The following is a 13,722-nucleotide window of genomic DNA, read 5'->3' as shown; positions in this document are numbered from 1 at the left end:
CGTCAGTCCTGCCCGGTCAGTCCTTCGTCAGTACGTCCCGCAGGACCGCCGCCGCGCTGATGTCGCGGTCCCTGGTCGCGGTCAGCAAGGTGAGCGTGCCGTGCCGGGACAGCTCCCTGAGGTGCTGGAGGGCGGCCGTGTGGGGCTCGTCGCGCAGTTCCGTGCGGTAGCGGCGGGTGAACTCCTCGAAGCGGGCGGGGTCGTGCCCGTACCAGGTGCGCAGCCCGGTGGACGGCGCGACGTCCTTGCACCACTCGTCCAGCGCGGCCGCCTCCTTGCTCAGGCCGCGCGGCCAGATGCGGTCGACGAGCACCCGGCTGCCGTCCGCCTCCTCGTCGGCCGGGTCGTAGACCCTCCGCACTTGCACCCGCCGTGACCGCACCATGAGCCCATCGTCGGCGCCGGCCGGGCGGAACGCACGCGGAACGGCGCGGGGGAGGCCGCTCCGCGATACGCCTGGCATGACCAACTACCCTTCTACCCTTGCCCGAACAGCGAAAAGGAGTACGCACACCATGCCGGAGACCTCGTTCCAGGGCCAGGCCGTCGACACCGCACGACCCGCCTCCGCCGCCTATCTCGTCATCGGCATCCCGGGGTCGGGGAAGAGCTCGGTGTCGGCGGCGCTGGCCCGCCGGTTCCCCCTCGGCGCGCACATCGAGGGCGACCACCTCCAGGAGCTGATCGTGGCGGGAGGCCGCCTGCCCTCGCCGGAGGCGGACCTCGAAGCCGACCGCCAGCTGCTGCTGAGGGCCCGCAACGCGGCGGTGCTGGCGCGCAGCTTCCACGCCGCCGGCGTCGTCCCGGTCATCGACGACGTGGTCGTGCGGCGCGCGCACCTCGACTTCTACCTGGAGCACCTGAAGGACCTGCCGCTGCGCCTGATCGTCCTCGCGCCGTCGGCGGAGGTCGTCGCCCGGCGGGTGGCCGAGCGGGACAAGGTGCTGGCGGACGACTGGTCGTTCCTGGACGCGGCGCTGCGCGCCGAGCTCGGCGGCCGGGGCACGTGGTTCGACACCTCCCGGATGACCCTGGAGGAGACGGTCGACGCCGTCGTGACGGAGGGCTGATGGCGCCTTCGTGACAGAGGGTTGATGGCCCAGCCTCCCGGAGAGGAAGACGATGGGACATCTTCCGAAGATCCAGGGATATTCATCGGCTCATTCGATCTCCTTAATGTTGAGCACAGAACAGGAACCCACCCCACCAGCAGGGAGCAACCCACCATGCGCGCTGTCATCCAGAAGTCCTTCGGCGGCCCCGAGGTCCTGGAGGTCGTCGAGACCGAGCGTCCCACCCCCCTCATGGCGGAGGTCCTCGTCCGCGTCCACGCCAGCAGCGTGAACCCGGTGGACGTGGCCGTCCGCTCCGGCGCCTACCCGCTGCTCGGCGAGCCGCCCTTCGGCGTCGGCTGGGACATCTCCGGCGTCGTCGAGGAGGCCGGGGCCGGGTCCCGCTTCAAGCCGGGCGACGAGGTGTACGGCATGCCGTTCTTCCCGCGCGCCGCCACGGGCTACGCCGAGTACGTCGCCGTGCCGTCCCGCCAGGTGGCCCGCAAGCCCGCCACCCTCGACCACGTGCACGCCGCCGCCCTCCCGCTCGCCGCCCTCACGGCCTGGCAGGGGCTGGTGGACGCGGCCGGGCTCACCGAAGGGCAGCGGGTGCTGATCCACCGCGCGGCCGGCGGCGTCGGGCACCTCGCCGTGCAGATCGCCAAGGTCCGCGGCGCCCACGTGACCGCCCTGGCGAGCGCCCCCAAGCACGACTTCGTGCGGAGCCTGGGCGCCGACGAGGTCATCGACTACCGCACCACCGACTACACCGAGGCCGTCAAGGACCTCGACGTCGTCTTCGACTCCTCCTCCGAGGGCGTGCGCTCCCTTGACGTCCTGCGCCCCGGCGGCACGCTCGTCAGCATCATGGAGCACGGGGACCGGGAGCTCGCCGCCCGGATCGAGGCCGCCGGCCGCCGCTTCGCCGGCATCGCCGTCGAGCCCGACTACGCCTCGCTGGAGGCGATCGCCGCCCTCGTGGACGCCGGCCGCATCCGCCCGCATGTCTCCGAGACGTTCCCGCTCGCCGAGGCCGCCGAGGCCCACGAGGCGGTCGGGTCGGGCCGGACCCGGGGCAAGGTCGTCCTGACCGTCGGCTGACACGGAACGGGCCGTAGGCTGGCCGCCGGACAGGGACAGAGGCCGAACAGGGACAGAGAGGGAGGGGTCGGCGATGGACATCCTGACCGAGGCGCTGAGCTCGATGCGGACCGGCCGGCCCAGCTCCGTGCGCACCAACGGCCTCGCGCCCTGGGGCCTGCGCCTCTCCCCGGTCGCCGGCGCCGGCTTCCACGTGGTGCTCTACGGCACCTGCTGGCTCGTCCCCGAGGGGGACGCGGCGGACGTGCAGCCGATCGCCCTCAGCCCGGGAGACGTGATCTTCCTGCGCGACGGCCGGGGGCACGTCCTCGCCGACCACCCCGCCACCCCGCCCCAGGAGGAGGCGGGGTCCCGGCAAGCGGCCTGCCCGGACGCGCCCCTCGGTACGGTCACGATCGGCGCCGACGGCCCCCGCACCAGCCTCCTGTGCGGCCACTACCACCTGGACCAGGGACGCCCCCACCCCCTGGTGCGCCAGCTCCCCGAGATCATCCACCTGCCCACCCGGCACGGCCGCCACTCCGAGCTGCAAGCCGCCGTGCAGCTCCTCGGCTCGGAGCTGGAGAACCCCCGCATCGGCTCGGCCGGCATCATCCCCGCGCTGATCGACTCGCTGCTCCTCTACATCCTGCGCGCCTGGATCGAGGACCAGCCGCCGGCGGAGGCCAAGGGCTTCGCCGCCGCGCTCAGCGACTCCGCGGTGGCGCCGGCCCTCGCCGCCGTCCACGAGGACCCGGCCGCCCCGTGGACGGTCGAGTCCCTGGCCGGCCGGGCGGGCCTGTCCCGCGCGGCCTTCGCGCGCCGCTTCACGGCCCTCGTGGGCGAGCCGCCCATGGCCTATCTGACCCGCTGGCGCATGACCACGGCCGCCAAGCTGCTGCGCGAGTCCGACGCCCCGCTCACGACCGTCGCGGCCCGCTCCGGATACGGCTCCGAGTACGCCTTCGCCAAGGCGTTCAAACGCGAGTACGGACTGGCCCCCGGCGGCTACCGCCGCGACTTCCGCGCCGCCTGAAGACAGCCGCCTGAAGAAACCCGGCCGAAGAAGCCGCCCGACCGTACGTATTCAGCCACCTCGGTCATCGCCCACACCGCGGCATAGCGGACATGGTCACCCGCCCTCACCTGTGCCCCGGCCCGCATCGGGCCGTGCGGACCCTTTCCGCCCCGGTGGCGCAAAAGCGACGGTACGGTCCCGGCCGTCTCGACCAACATCATCACGCGCTGCTTCACTTGCGCCGCGGGAGCTCCTGGTAGTCCGAACGGGCTAATCGAGGGGCTCCTTCTTGACGCACGCGCCCAGATGGAGAGGACCGGGATGTCGACCGCAGCGCACCGGCACCAGCAGGAGCAGCCCGAGCAGCAGACGGGCCGGGCACAGCTCAGCCTGGGGATCGCCGCCGCGCGGAACCTGGCGACCACCACCAAGACCGCCCCGCTGGTGCAGGGCACCAGCTCGCGGTGGCTGCTGCGCACCCTGCCCTGGGTGGAGGTCAAGGGCGGCGCGTACCGCGTCAACCGGCGCCTGGTGTACGAGGTCGGCGACGGCCGGATCACCTTCGTCCAGGAAGGCGCCGCGGTCAAGGTCGTCCCCGCCGAGCTGGGCGAACTGCCGCTGCTGCGCGGCTTCGACGACGCCGAGGCGCTGCGGGCGCTGGCCGAGCGGTGCCGGCAGGAGGAGTACGAGCCCGGCCAGGTGATCGCCGAGCGCGGCCGCCCCGTCGACCACGTCTACCTCATCGCGCACGGCAAGGTCGAGAAGGCCGGCGCCGGCAAGTACGGCGAGGAGACCCGGCGCGGCGTGCTCGCCGACGGCGCGTTCTTCGGCGCCCGGGCCGTCGCCGAGGCGCCGGGCACCTGGGAGTTCACGGCGCGCGCGATGACGGCCTGCACCGTACTGGCCCTGCCCCGGACCGCGTACGAGGAGGTGGCCGGCCGCAACGAGCGGCTGCGCGCCCACGTCCGCGGGCGCCAGGCCGAGCAGGCCCGCCCGCAGAACAGGAAGGGCGAGGCCGACATCGCCCTCGCCTCCGGCCACACCGGCGCGCCCGTCCTGCCCGGCACCTTCGTCGACTACGAGCTCTCCCCGCGCGAGTACGAGCTGAGCGTCGCCCAGACGGTCCTGCGGGTGCACAGCCGGGTCGCCGACCTCTACAACGACCCGATGGACCAGATCGAGCAGCAGCTCCGGCTGACCATCGAGGCCCTGCGCGAGCGCCAGGAGTCCGAGCTCGTCAACAACCCCGAGTTCGGCCTGCTGCACAACGCCGACCACAGCCAGCGCATCTCCACCCACTCCGGCCCGCCCACCCCCGACGACATGGACGAGCTGCTCAGCATGCGGCGCGGGACCAAGGCCTTCTTCGCCCACCCCCGGGCCGTCTCCGCCTTCGCCCGCGAGTGCAACAAGCGGGGCCTGTCCTTCGACAGCGCCGACGTGGGCGGCCACGCCGTGCCCGCGTGGCGCGGCGTGCCGATCCTCCCCTGCGGCAAGATCCCCGTCTCGGAGGAGGGCACCTCCTCCATCCTCGCCATGCGCCTGGGCGAGGCCGAGGAGGGCGTGGTCGGCCTGCGGCAGACCGGCATACCCGACGAGTACGAGCCCGGCCTGAATGTGCGGTTCATGGGCATCAACGACCAGGCCCTCATCTCCTACCTGGTCAGCACCTACTACTCGGCGGCCGTCCTCGTGCCCGACGCGCTCGGCGTCCTGGAGAACGCCGAGGTCTTCCACACCCCGTCCTGACGGGCGCTGCCCACCACCGCCCCCGGAACGGAGAGAAGAACCGGTGTCACTGCTGTCCCGGATCACCGCGCCCACGGCCCGGCACGACGCGGCGCTGCTCGCGGCGGCCCTGCTCGCCCACCAGGGCGCCCCGGCCGCGCCCAGGGCGCTGCGCCCGCCCGCCGGGCCGACCGGCCTCGGCACCTCCGCGGCCCGCGTCGCGCCCCCGCGGCCGGCCGCGTCCTCCGCTTCCGGCGTCCCGGAGCTGTACTGCCCGCCCGCGCTCCGGGACGACCCGGCCCTCGGCCGGGAGGTCAACAACCGGCTGCTGGCCTGGGCCGGCGAGACCGGCATCTACGCCGGACGGCTCGACCGCGTCCGCGCCGCCGACTTCGGGCGCCTGATGATGCTCGCCCACCCCGACACCGACGACGCCGACCGGCTGCTCGCGGCGGGCAAGTGCGCGCTCGCGGAGTGGGCCACGGACGACTACTACTGCGACGACGGCGCCGGACCCGAACTCCTGGGCTCGCACCTGGGGCCCGCCTACGCGGCCTTCGACCCCGCCCACCTCCCCGCCCGCTACGCGCCCGCCTGGGAACGCGAGATGCGCGCCGACCCCGTCCGCGTCGCCCTGCGCTCCGGGCTGGAGCACCTGGCCCGCTACGCCGAGCCCTCCCAGCTGAACCGGCTCCGCCACGAGGTCGCCGTCCTCTACGTCGGCTACGGGCAGGAGGGCTCCTGGCGCTCGCGGGAGTACGTGCCCACCGTCCCCGAGTACCTGGCGCACCGGCAGTTCAACAGCTTCCTGCCCTGCATCGCCCTGGCCGACGTGGTCGGCGGCTACACGCTCCCCGCGGGCGAGTACGCCGATCCGCGCGTGCGCCGCGCCGTCACCATGGCGGCCACCGCCGCCACGCTCGTCAACGACCTGTACTCCATGACCAAGGAACACCACGCCACCGGCGTGGAGTTCAACCTGCCGACCGTGATCGCCGAGCAGGAGCGGTGCTCGCCCCGCGAGGCGATCGAGCGCAGCGTGGAGATCCACGACGAACTGGTGCGCACCTACGAGGCCGAGGCGGCCGCTCTCGCCCTCACCGGCTCGCCCCAGCTGCGCCGCTTCCTGGCCGGGGTCTGGGCCTGGCTCGGCGGCAACCGCGCGTGGCACAGCGGCAGCCCCCGCTACAACAACGCCTGAACCACCCGCTTCGAACCACCCGCTTCGAAGCGTCTTCTTTGCACCACCCGTTTTGAAGCACCTGCTTTGAACCAGCCGCTTCGCCTTCCTTGCACGCCCTAAAGGAGCACGACCATGTCCAGCGCCCCCGCCCCCGTCCTGCGCACCGCCTACCAGAAGTCCGTCGCCGAGTACTGGAACAACGAGAAGGACCCGGTCAACCTCCAGCTGGGCGACGTCGACGGGCTCTACCACCACCACTACGGCCTCGGCGACTACGACCCCTCCGTCCTGGAGGGCCCCGAGGCCACCCGCGAGGCGCGCATCACCGAGGAGCTGCACCGCCTGGAGTCGGCCCAGGCCGACGTCCTCCTCGACCACCTGGGCCCCATCGCCCCCGAGCAGCGGCTGCTGGACGCCGGCTGCGGCCGCGGCGGCACCAGCATCATGGCCAACGCCCGCTTCGGCTGCCGCGCCGACGGCGTCTCCATCTCCCGGGCCCAGGTCGACTTCGCCAACGAGCAGGCCCGCAAGCGCGGCGTGGACGACAAGGTCAATTACCACTTCGCCAACATGCTGGACACCGGCCTGCCCACCGGCGCCTTCCAGGGCATCTGGAACAACGAGTCCACCATGTACGTGGACCTGTTCGAGCTCTTCGCCGAGCACGCCCGCCAGCTGGCCTTCGGCGGCCGCTACGTCGTCATCACCGGCTGCTCCAACGACGTCACGGGCGGCCGCTCCAAGGCGGTCAGCCGCATCGACGAGCACTACACCTGCAACATCCACCCCCGCAGCGCCTACTTCAAGGCCATGGCCGCCAACGGCCTCGTGCCCATGAACGTCGTCGACCTGACGGCCGACGCGATCCCGTACTGGGAGCTGCGCGCCCAGTCCTCGCTGGCCACGGGCGTCGAGGACCCGTTCCTGACGGCGTACAAGGAAGGCAGCTTCCACTACCTCCTCATCGCCGCCGACCGCATCTGACTCGTCTGACCGGCGGGTTACGGACCCTCCCAGATCCTGCGGTACGCCGCGCGATAGCCGGGCGGGTCCCAGGACGTGGCGCCGCGGCTGTTGGCGGCGGTGGCGATGTGCACGGGGGCCACGTACCCGCTGGCGGGCGCGCCGGCGAAGGCGCGGTTGAACTCGTCGACGATCTGCCAGCCCTGCTCGGAGAGCGCCTCGGGCACCGTGGCCGCCTGGAACTGGCGGCTGTTGATGCGCTGGAAGGCCGACGGGTCGCCGTCGCCCGCGCCGATGTTGTACGGCGCGCCCGCGCCCTTCCTGCGGGCCGCGCGCAGGGCGGGCGCGGCGTCGGCGAAGTACACGTCGTTGATGGCGACGGAGTGCGTCCACCGCCGCGGGAAGCGGGAGAGGAGCGAGGAGACCTCCTGGGGCGTCCGGCTGCTCGTGTCCGCGAGCGGGATGTTCTCCTCCGCCAGCAGCCGCACGCCCGCGCACGTGCCGAGCTCCTTCGTGATCAGCTCGGACTTGTTCCTGGCGAACGGGATCGAGGCGTCGGTGAACACGACGACCCCGGCGGCGCCGTGCCCGTGCGCGATGACCCAGTCCGCGCTGATCCGCGCGACGTCGCCGACCCGCGTGGTGACGTTGGTGAACAGCGCGGGGTCCCTGCTGGGGCCGGGGGAGGCGACCGCGTGCCAGCCGATGAGCGGGATGTGCTCCGCTCCGGCCTGCGCGACCTGCTGCGACGTCAGGCGGGGGTCGAAGCCGGCGATGACGATGCCTTCGGGACGCAGGGCGACGGCCTGGCCGAACGCCGCCTGGATCCCGGCGGGGGTGCCCTGGCCGTCGATCACCCGGACGCGCCAGCCGATGGCCCCGGCCGCCTCCTCCACGCCCCCGGCGACGCCGGCGACGCCGGGGTTGGTCATGGACTGCGCGACGAGGACGAGTGACTTGCCGGGCACGGCCCGCGGACCGGTGACGGGCCCGTTCCACGCGGAGTCGGTCCGCTCGGCCCGCCGGACGGCCGCCTCGGCCCTGGCCAGGGCGGCGGGGCAGCCGCTCCCGGCCGGCGTGGCCGGCGGCGGGGCGGGGCCGGTCGACGAGCCGCGCTCGCAGCCGGTGAGGGCGGCGACGCCCACGGCCAGGACGGCCGCGCCCGCCCGCACGGCCGTACGGTTCACAGGCCGGCTCCGTGGCGCAGCTGCCGGCGCGCCGCGTAGCCGGCCAGGCCCACGGCGATGAGCAGGGTGGCGCCGTTGAACATCGGCGTGACCCAGAACCGGGCGCCCAGCTGGCCGATGCCGGCGAGGCCGATGGCCAGGACGGTGACGGCCACCAGCGTGCCCAGGGCGTTGGCGCGGCCGGGCCGGATCGCGGTGGAGCCGAGCAGCGCGCCGACGAACGCGGGCAGCAGGTAGTCCATGCCGACGCTGGGGTTGCCGGTCTGCTGCTGCGCGGCGAGCAGCACCCCGGCGAGGCCGACGACCAGGCCGGAAGCGGTGAAGGCGCCGGTGACGTAGCGCCGCGAGGGGATGCCCACGAGGTCGGCGGCGCGCGTGTTGGAGCCGATGACGTACAGGTACCGGCCCAGCGGCAGCCGCTCCAGGAGCAGCCACAGGACGGCCGTGAGGGCGAGGACGTAGAAGGCGGAGACCGGCAGGCCCAGGAACCGGGAGTCGTAGAGCGCGGTGAAACCGGCCGGCAAGCCGCCCGGGCCGGGGACGATCCGGGCCCCGCCGGTGATCCAGCCGGTGAAGGCGTACATGATGCTGCCGGTGCCGAGCGTGGCGATGAAGGAGTCGATCCGCGCGAATTCGACGACGGCGCCGTTGACGGCGCCCACGGCCGCGCCGCCCAGGACCACCACGAGGCAGGCGGCGGGCCACGGCCAGTGGCCGGCGACGAGGAGCCGCATCATCACGACGTGCGCGAGGCCCAGGCCGTAGCCGATGGACAGGTCGAACTTGCCGGTGGCGATGGGGATCGTCGCGCCGAGCGCGAGCATCGCGGGGATCGACTGGTTGGACAGGACGGCGGAGATGTTGTCCAGGGTGGGGAAGGTGTCCGGCAGGGTGAGGGAGAAGGCCGCGAACAGCAGGACGGTCAGGGCCAGGAGGCCGTAGGCGCCGACGAGGTGCCCGATCCGGTGACGGACCGCGGGACGGCGGTTCGGGGAGGTCACGTCACGGCGTCCCGGTGAGGGGAGACATGGCCGAGGCCGCGTGGGTGAGCGCGGCGACGGTGAGGGCTTTGCCGCTCAGCTCGGCCGTCGCCTTCCCGCGGACGAACACCAGGGCGCGGTGGCACACGCCGGCGACCTCCTCGAAGTCGGTGGAGATGAGCAGCACGGCGAGGCCGTCGGCCAGGGCGTGCTGCAACAGGTGGTAGATCGCGGCCTTGGCGCCGACGTCCACCCCGGCGGTCGGCTCCTCCAGGATCAGGAGGTTCCGGTTCGGCCCGAGCCACCGGCCGATCATGACCTTCTGCTGGTTGCCCCCTGACAGGGTCGCGATCGGCACCTCGCTGTCCCGGGGGCACACGGCGAACCGCTCCATGAGGACGGAGGCCGCGGCGCGCTCGCGCCAGGGGCTGATCCAGTGGGCGCTCCGCAGCCCGCCGGCCCGGGGGTTGGCCAGGAAGTTCTCCCGTACGGTCAGCTCCGCCGCGCAGCCCTCCTCCAGCCGGTTGCTCGTTACGAAGCCGACGCCGGCGTCCACCGCGGCGGTGACCGTGCCGGGCCGGTACGGCCGGCCGTCGAGCACGGCGCGCCCGCCGAGCAGGGGCCGGGCGCCGGCGAGGGCGCGGCCCAGCTCCATGTGCCCGGCGCCGGTGAGGCCGACCATGCCGAGGATCTCGCCGGCGCGCAGCTCCAGGCTGACCGGCCCGGTGCGCTTCGTCCGCACGCCGTCCAGGCTGAGTACGGGCGGCCCGGGCGCGGGGGCGGTGAACGCGTAGCCGCGCGGTTCGTGGCCGACGATGTCGTGCACGAGCCGGGCCGGGGGATAGCCGGCGACCGGGCCGTGGCTGACGATGCGTCCGTCGCGCAGGACGGCGAAGGCGTCGGCGACCTTGAACACCTCGTCGATCCGGTGGGTGACGAAGACGACGGCGTGCCCGCGGTCGCGCAGGGTGTGCAGGACGTCGAAGAGCCGGGCGCAGTCGGCCGCCGGGAGGCTGGCGGTCGGCTCGTCCAGCACGATCAGCCCGGCCCGGGTGGACAGGGCGCGGGCGATGGCCACCAGGGAGCGTTCGGCGCGGGTGAGGCCGGAGACGACGGCGTCCGGGTCGAGGTGGGCGGCGACGATGCCCAGGGCCTCGGCGCACTGCCGGCGGGTGCGCCGCCAGGACACCAGCCCCGCGCGGCGGGCGTATCCGGTGCCCAGCGCGATGTTCTCGGCGACCGTCATCCACCCGACCAGCCCGAGGTCCTGGTGGATGAACGACATGGCGCGGGAGGCCGCCTCGGTGCCGAGCGGGTGCCCGGCGACGGTCACCTCGCCCGCGTCCGCGCGGTGGACGCCCGCGAGCACCTTGATGAGGGTGGACTTGCCCGCGCCGTTGGGGCCGAGCAGGGCCAGGACGCTGCCGCGGCCGATGTCGAGGTCGACCGCGTCGAGCGCGAGCGTGCCGCCGAACCGCTTGCCGAGCCCGCGGATGCGGACGAGGGGCTGGGAGTTCGGCACGTTCGTCATGCTACGGCCCCTTTCGCCCCGGATCCCGGATGGGCCGTCAGATGGCGGGGATGTCGTCGAGGTCGATCCGCAGCGCGGCGGGGCCGGCCTTGCCGCCCGGCACCTCCAGCGCGCACTCCGCCCAGATGACCTTGCCCTCCGGGGTGTAGCGGGTGCCCCAGGACTGGGAGAGCTGGGCGACGAGGAACAGGCCGCGGCCGCCCTCGTCGGTGGCCGCCGCGTGGCGCAGGTGCGGGGAGGTGCTGCTGGTGTCGGCGACCTCGCAGGTCAGGGCCCGGTCGTAGAGCAGGCGCACCTGGATGGGGCCGGAGCCGTAGCGGATCGCGTTGGTGACCAGCTCGCTGAGCAGCAGCTCGGCGGCGAAGGCGGTCTCCTCCAGCCCCCATTCGGCCAGCCGGCGGGTGACGGCGGCGCGGACGGAGGAGACCAGCGCCGGGTCGGCGGGCAGGTCCCAGGTGGCGATCCGGTTCCGGTCCAGGGTGTGGGTACGGGCCACCAGCAGGGCGATGTCGTCCTCCGGATGGCCGGGGACCACGGCCTCCAGGACGGCGCGGCAGGTGTCCTCGGGCGGCCGGTTCGGGTGCGACAGCGCCCGGCGCAGGTCCTCCAGGGCCGTGTCGAAGTCGCGCCGGCGGTCCTCGATCAGCCCGTCGGTGTAGAGGACCAGCTGGCTGCCCTCGGGCAGCAGGAACTCCGCCGTCTCGAAGGGGAGGCCGCCCAGCCCCAGCGGCGGGCCGGCGGGCAGCTCGGGGAAGGAGACGAAGCCGTCGGGGCGCACCAGCGCGGGCGGCGGGTGCCCGGCCCGGGCCATCGTGCACGCCTGCGTGGTGGGGTCGTAGATGACGTACAGGCAGGTGGCGCCGATGATGCCGGGGATGCCGGCGCCGGGGTCGCCGCCGCCCTCCTCGCGGTCCAGGCGGCCGACGAGGTTGTCGAGGTGGGTGAGGACCTCGTCCGGGGGCAGGTCCAGCTCGGCGAAGTTGCGGGCGGCGGTGCGCAGCCGGCCCATCGTGGCGGCGGCGTGCAGCCCGTGGCCCACGACGTCGCCGACCACGAGGGCGACGCGGGCGCTGGAGAGGGGAATGACGTCGAACCAGTCGCCGCCGACGCCGGACTCGGCGGGCATGTAGCGGTGCGCGACCTCCACGGCGTTCTGCTCGGGGAAGCCCTGCGGCAGCAGGCTGTGCTGGAGGGCGAGGACCATCGCGTGCTCGCGCGTGTAGCGGCGGGCGTTGTCGATGCAGATGGCGGCGCGCGTGGCGAGCTCCTGCGCCAGCGCGCGGTCGTCGTCCCCGAAGGGGGCGGGGTCCCGCGCGCGGTAGAAGCTCGCGATGCCCAGGGCGATGCCCCGCGCGAGCAGCGGGACGGCGATGAGGGAGTGGACGTTGTGGGCGAGGATGCGCTGGGCGGCCACCGGGTCCTGGGAGACCCAGCCCGGGGCGTCCCGCAGGTCGGGCTCCAGGACGGTCCTCCTGCCGTTCAGGGAGCGGAGCTGGGGCGTGCACGGTTTGAGGTGGACCCGCTCGCCGACGGGGTAGAACGGGCAGTCCCCGCGGATGCCGTGGACCACGGTGCGGTGCAGGGGCTTGGCCGGGTCGGTCGGCTCGTCGCCGCGCAGCACCGCCTCGGGGAGGTCGATGGTGACGTAGTCGGCCAGGCGCGGGACGGCCATCTCGGCGAGCTCGCGGGCCGTGCGGGCCACGTCCAGGGTGGTGCCGATCCGGGTGCTGGCCTCGGACAGCAGCTCCAGGCGGCGCCGCGCCGCCACGGCGTGCTTCCCCACGCCCGGCTCGCCGACCAGCAGCAGGTTGCCGGCCGCGGGGGCGCCCGCGGCGGCCCCGGGGGCTGCCGGGCCCGGCGCGCGGGCCGTCGCCGCGGACCGGCCGGGGGTGGCGCCGGGCGGCCGGCCGGGCAGCGGGGCGAAGCGGGCGAGGGACTGCTCGGCCAGGAGACCGGGCGCCGCGGCGGCCGCGGGTCCGGCGGCTGCGGCCGTGGCCCCGGGTGCGGTCCCGGCTTCTGTGGCGACCGTGAGGCGCTGGTGCCGTGCGTCGAGGAACGCCTCGACGACGACGCCCTCCACCCCGGAGGCCGTGGTCACCGGGCGGCTCAGCAGGGTGACCCGCCGGCCGCCGGGCAGCGACACCTCGACGGCGGCCCGCTGGGCCGACGCGATCAGCTCGGTGGCCCGCTCCTCCAGGATCATCCGGTCCCGCCAGTCCAGGCCGCTCGCGGCCGCCGGCTCGCCCAGTTGCCCGTTGACGGCCGCGGGCCCGGCCGGCGCGCGGAGCCTGGCGTCGACGTACGCCTGGAGCAGGGCGCGCTCGCGTGCCGAACTCTGCTCCAGCAGCCGCCGCTCGATGGCGCCCGCCGCCTTGCGGATCACGATGTCCAGCGCCGCGTCCGCGTCCGTCCGCGGGAAGCCCAGGCACAGGACTCCTTCTATGCGGCCGTTGAGCAGGTCCCGTACGGGGATCGCCGCACACGCGTTGGACTGGGAGCGCTCGGCGAAGTGCTCGGCGCCGTAGACGTTGACCAGCTGCCGCTCCGCGAGGGCCAGGCCGATGCCGTTGGTCCCGGCGTACTTCTCGGCGAACACGAAGCCGGGGACGCTCTGGATCGCGGCCAGCCGCCGCACCAGGGTGGTGTCGCCGAAGCGGCGCTGGAGCACCGCTCCGCGCCCGTCGGCCAGCGACACGTTCATGTTCCGGCCCGCGAACCGGGCTTGCAGGCGGTCCAGCACGGGGCCGGCCGCGCGCACGAGGCGGCCGTCGAGGTCGATGTCCGGGAAGTACGGGAGCTCGCAGCCGTCCGGGGAGAGCCCCAGGGACCGGCTCCGCTGCCACGAATCGAGGATCGGGTCGCGCACGGCACCCTCGACCGGCGCGCCGGAGAAGAACTGCTCACGGGCGAGCACGGGGCCGATGTCCTCCGTGACGAGCCCCATCCGCATCACTTCCCCGTACGGTCCGCACGCCTGCACTGATGTTCCATTTTAGAACT

11 protein-coding genes are annotated in these 13,722 nt (G+C 74.0%); 6 read left to right on the top strand and 5 right to left on the bottom strand.

From position 1 onward, the window contains the following. Positions 1-16 precede the first annotated feature (16 nt). Entirely contained in the window at positions 17-385 is a 369-nt protein-coding gene (locus D7231_RS16435) for a DUF488 domain-containing protein (protein ID WP_120756204.1), read from the bottom strand. Positions 386-515: 130 nt separating this feature from the next. Between D7231_RS16435 and D7231_RS16430 the strand changes: the two genes are divergently transcribed. From D7231_RS16430 to D7231_RS16400, 6 genes are all read left to right on the top strand, one after another. Beyond that, positions 516-1,070 carry an AAA family ATPase gene (locus D7231_RS16430; RefSeq protein ID WP_120756203.1) on the top strand — a complete coding sequence of 185 codons (555 nt, stop codon included), beginning with the start codon at positions 516-518 and terminating at the stop codon, positions 1,068-1,070. Between the two features lie 156 nt (positions 1,071-1,226). Beyond that, complete coding sequence (locus tag D7231_RS16425) at positions 1,227-2,153, top strand: NADP-dependent oxidoreductase (protein WP_120756202.1); 927 nt, start codon at positions 1,227-1,229, stop codon at positions 2,151-2,153. Between the two features lie 73 nt (positions 2,154-2,226). Further along, positions 2,227-3,168: an AraC family transcriptional regulator gene (locus tag D7231_RS16420; protein WP_120756201.1), complete on the top strand. Its 942-nt coding sequence runs from the start codon at positions 2,227-2,229 to the stop codon at positions 3,166-3,168. 303 nt (positions 3,169-3,471) lie between these two features. After that, positions 3,472-4,899 carry a family 2B encapsulin nanocompartment shell protein gene (locus D7231_RS16410; RefSeq protein WP_120756199.1) on the top strand — a complete coding sequence of 476 codons (1,428 nt, stop codon included), beginning with the start codon at positions 3,472-3,474 and terminating at the stop codon, positions 4,897-4,899. A 43-nt stretch (positions 4,900-4,942) separates the two neighbouring features. Next, positions 4,943-6,079, top strand: coding sequence for a family 2 encapsulin nanocompartment cargo protein terpene cyclase (locus tag D7231_RS16405; RefSeq protein WP_120756198.1), 1,137 nt, complete (start codon positions 4,943-4,945; stop codon positions 6,077-6,079). Positions 6,080-6,193: 114 nt separating this feature from the next. Continuing rightward, entirely contained in the window at positions 6,194-7,045 is an 852-nt protein-coding gene (locus D7231_RS16400; RefSeq protein ID WP_120756197.1) for a geranyl diphosphate 2-C-methyltransferase, read from the top strand. Between the two features lie 17 nt (positions 7,046-7,062). Here the strand turns inward: D7231_RS16400 and D7231_RS16395 are convergent, their stop codons facing one another. From D7231_RS16395 to D7231_RS16380, 4 genes are read right to left on the bottom strand one after another with little or no spacing between them, the layout of a single operon-like run. Further along, positions 7,063-8,211 carry a substrate-binding domain-containing protein gene (locus D7231_RS16395; protein ID WP_194961360.1) on the bottom strand — a complete coding sequence of 383 codons (1,149 nt, stop codon included), beginning with the start codon at positions 8,209-8,211 and terminating at the stop codon, positions 7,063-7,065. Then, entirely contained in the window at positions 8,208-9,212 is a 1,005-nt protein-coding gene (locus D7231_RS16390; RefSeq protein ID WP_120756196.1) for an ABC transporter permease, read from the bottom strand. Before D7231_RS16390 ends, D7231_RS16395 begins: the two co-directional genes overlap by 4 nt. A gap of 1 nt (position 9,213) precedes the next feature. Next, entirely contained in the window at positions 9,214-10,722 is a 1,509-nt protein-coding gene (locus D7231_RS16385) for a sugar ABC transporter ATP-binding protein (RefSeq protein WP_120756195.1), read from the bottom strand. Between the two features lie 37 nt (positions 10,723-10,759). Further along, complete coding sequence (locus tag D7231_RS16380; protein ID WP_120756194.1) at positions 10,760-13,666, bottom strand: SpoIIE family protein phosphatase; 2,907 nt, start codon at positions 13,664-13,666, stop codon at positions 10,760-10,762. Between the last annotated feature and the right edge of the window lie 56 nt (positions 13,667-13,722).

Origin of the sequence: Streptomyces klenkii, from assembly GCF_003626645.1 — a bacterium.
GTDB lineage: Bacteria > Actinomycetota > Actinomycetes > Streptomycetales > Streptomycetaceae > Streptomyces > Streptomyces klenkii.
This window is presented reverse-complemented; position numbering and strand designations above follow the sequence as displayed.

Bases quoted from the DNA above. Each gene is read 5' to 3' on its own strand.
- D7231_RS16425 (WP_120756202.1), top strand. From the start codon at position 1,227: ATGCGCGCTGTCATCCAGAAGTCCTTCGGCGGCCCCGAGGTCCTGGAG.
- D7231_RS16385 (WP_120756195.1), bottom strand. From the start codon at position 10,722: ATGACGAACGTGCCGAACTCCCAGCCCCTCGTCCGCATCCGCGGGCTC.
- D7231_RS16430 (WP_120756203.1), top strand. From the start codon at position 516: ATGCCGGAGACCTCGTTCCAGGGCCAGGCCGTCGACACCGCACGACCC.
- D7231_RS16380 (WP_120756194.1), bottom strand. From the start codon at position 13,666: ATGGGGCTCGTCACGGAGGACATCGGCCCCGTGCTCGCCCGTGAGCAG.
- D7231_RS16400 (WP_120756197.1), top strand. From the start codon at position 6,194: ATGTCCAGCGCCCCCGCCCCCGTCCTGCGCACCGCCTACCAGAAGTCC.
- D7231_RS16420 (WP_120756201.1), top strand. From the start codon at position 2,227: ATGGACATCCTGACCGAGGCGCTGAGCTCGATGCGGACCGGCCGGCCC.
- D7231_RS16435 (WP_120756204.1), bottom strand. From the start codon at position 385: ATGGTGCGGTCACGGCGGGTGCAAGTGCGGAGGGTCTACGACCCGGCC.
- D7231_RS16410 (WP_120756199.1), top strand. From the start codon at position 3,472: ATGTCGACCGCAGCGCACCGGCACCAGCAGGAGCAGCCCGAGCAGCAG.